General features: G+C 65.8%; 1 protein-coding gene. It reads right to left on the reverse strand.

Going from position 1 to position 1,300, the window contains the following annotated elements; genetic code table 11:
- The coding region (locus tag KZA10_RS15530; RefSeq protein WP_218683335.1) for an IS30 family transposase at positions 1 to 1,254 on the reverse strand (1,254 nt) is incomplete at its 3' end.
- Positions 1,255 to 1,300 lie beyond the last annotated feature (46 nt).

Below are 1,300 nucleotides of genomic sequence, written 5' to 3' on the forward strand. Positions count from 1 at the left end.
CCCCTGCAGCGCGGTAACGAGGCTGTCGCGAACAGCATCGGCAGTGCGCTCAATCGGAAGATGGCCGAGGACCACGTAGCGTGTGGTCCTTTCAACGAGTGTCGCGACGGCTGAACCGCTGCCGGCGCCGACGATCAGGTCGCCTTCCCAGTGCCCTGGGATCGTGCGGCCTTCGACGTCGGCGGGGCGCTTTGAGATCGGTGTCATCTCGTCGATGAACCTGCTCGTGCGCGTCTGCGGGTCACGGTGCGGTTTGCGGCGCGAACGACCGCGACGCAGCGAGCCTGCCAACTCGCGTCTCAGCTCTCCATGCGCGTGGACGTAGATCGCCTGGTAGATCGTCTCGCAGCTCACGCGCATCCCCGGGTCATGGGGAAAGTCTCGCTGAAGGCGATGACGGATCTGCTCCGGCGACCATCGTTTCTTGAGCTTGGTGGCGACATAGTCCCGCAGAGGGCCGTCGAGCGCGAGCTTCGCTGCCCGCGGGCGCTCACGCCGCTTCACGGAGACGCGGTGCGCCGTGTGAGGCAGATAGCCGCTCCTGCTGACGGTGTTGCGTCTGACTTCGCGGCTGATCGTCGAAGGCGCCCGGCCCATCATCGCTGCGATCTTCCGGATCGACAGACCCGTCATCATCAGGTCCTTCAGCCGTTCTCGCTCGAGGAGGCTGAGGTAGCGAGCATCGATGATCTGCTCGACACGGGCGAGGGGGACGCGTTCGCCTTGCACCCATGCGGTTCTCGGGTTCTTCACGTTCGCCAGGACCTCCTCAGGCCGGTAGAGCACCACTCTGCCGTCGGGGTAGATCCGGCCCTTCGAGAACACGCGGATGCCCTTGTCCCAGTCCAGTGCCTGGTGAGATTCGACGCCCAACCGTTGGGCGGCCTCACGGCGCGAAACGCCCTCACGTCGAAGCTTGAGGAACTCCTGCCGCTTCGCGTCCGCATAAGCGCCCGTGAAGATCCCCGCCTTATGCGCCCAGGCGTAGCAGGTGACCCGGTTGAAGCCGAGTTCGCGTGCGACCGCCGAGACGTTGCCGCTCACAGCGAGCCGTCTGAAGAACTCCGCCTTGTCCTCCGGGGTGTGCTTGCGCTGCGTGCTCCGCGGCGTCGACAACCCTGCCTGCTTCATCCACCGGTAGCCGCGATCCGGACTCACGCCGACGGCCAGCGCAGCTGCCCGCACCGATCCGCCCCGATCGATCAACGCCAGAAACGCCAACCTCTGCTGCTCGGTGTACTTCCTCGCCGGCATCTCCGCTCCTCGCCGCTGGTGTTGCGACGACTGCTGGAATCCAAGC

This window comes from Microbacterium sp. BF1, from assembly GCF_019279095.1.
Taxonomy (GTDB): Bacteria; Actinomycetota; Actinomycetes; order Actinomycetales; family Microbacteriaceae; genus Microbacterium; species Microbacterium maritypicum.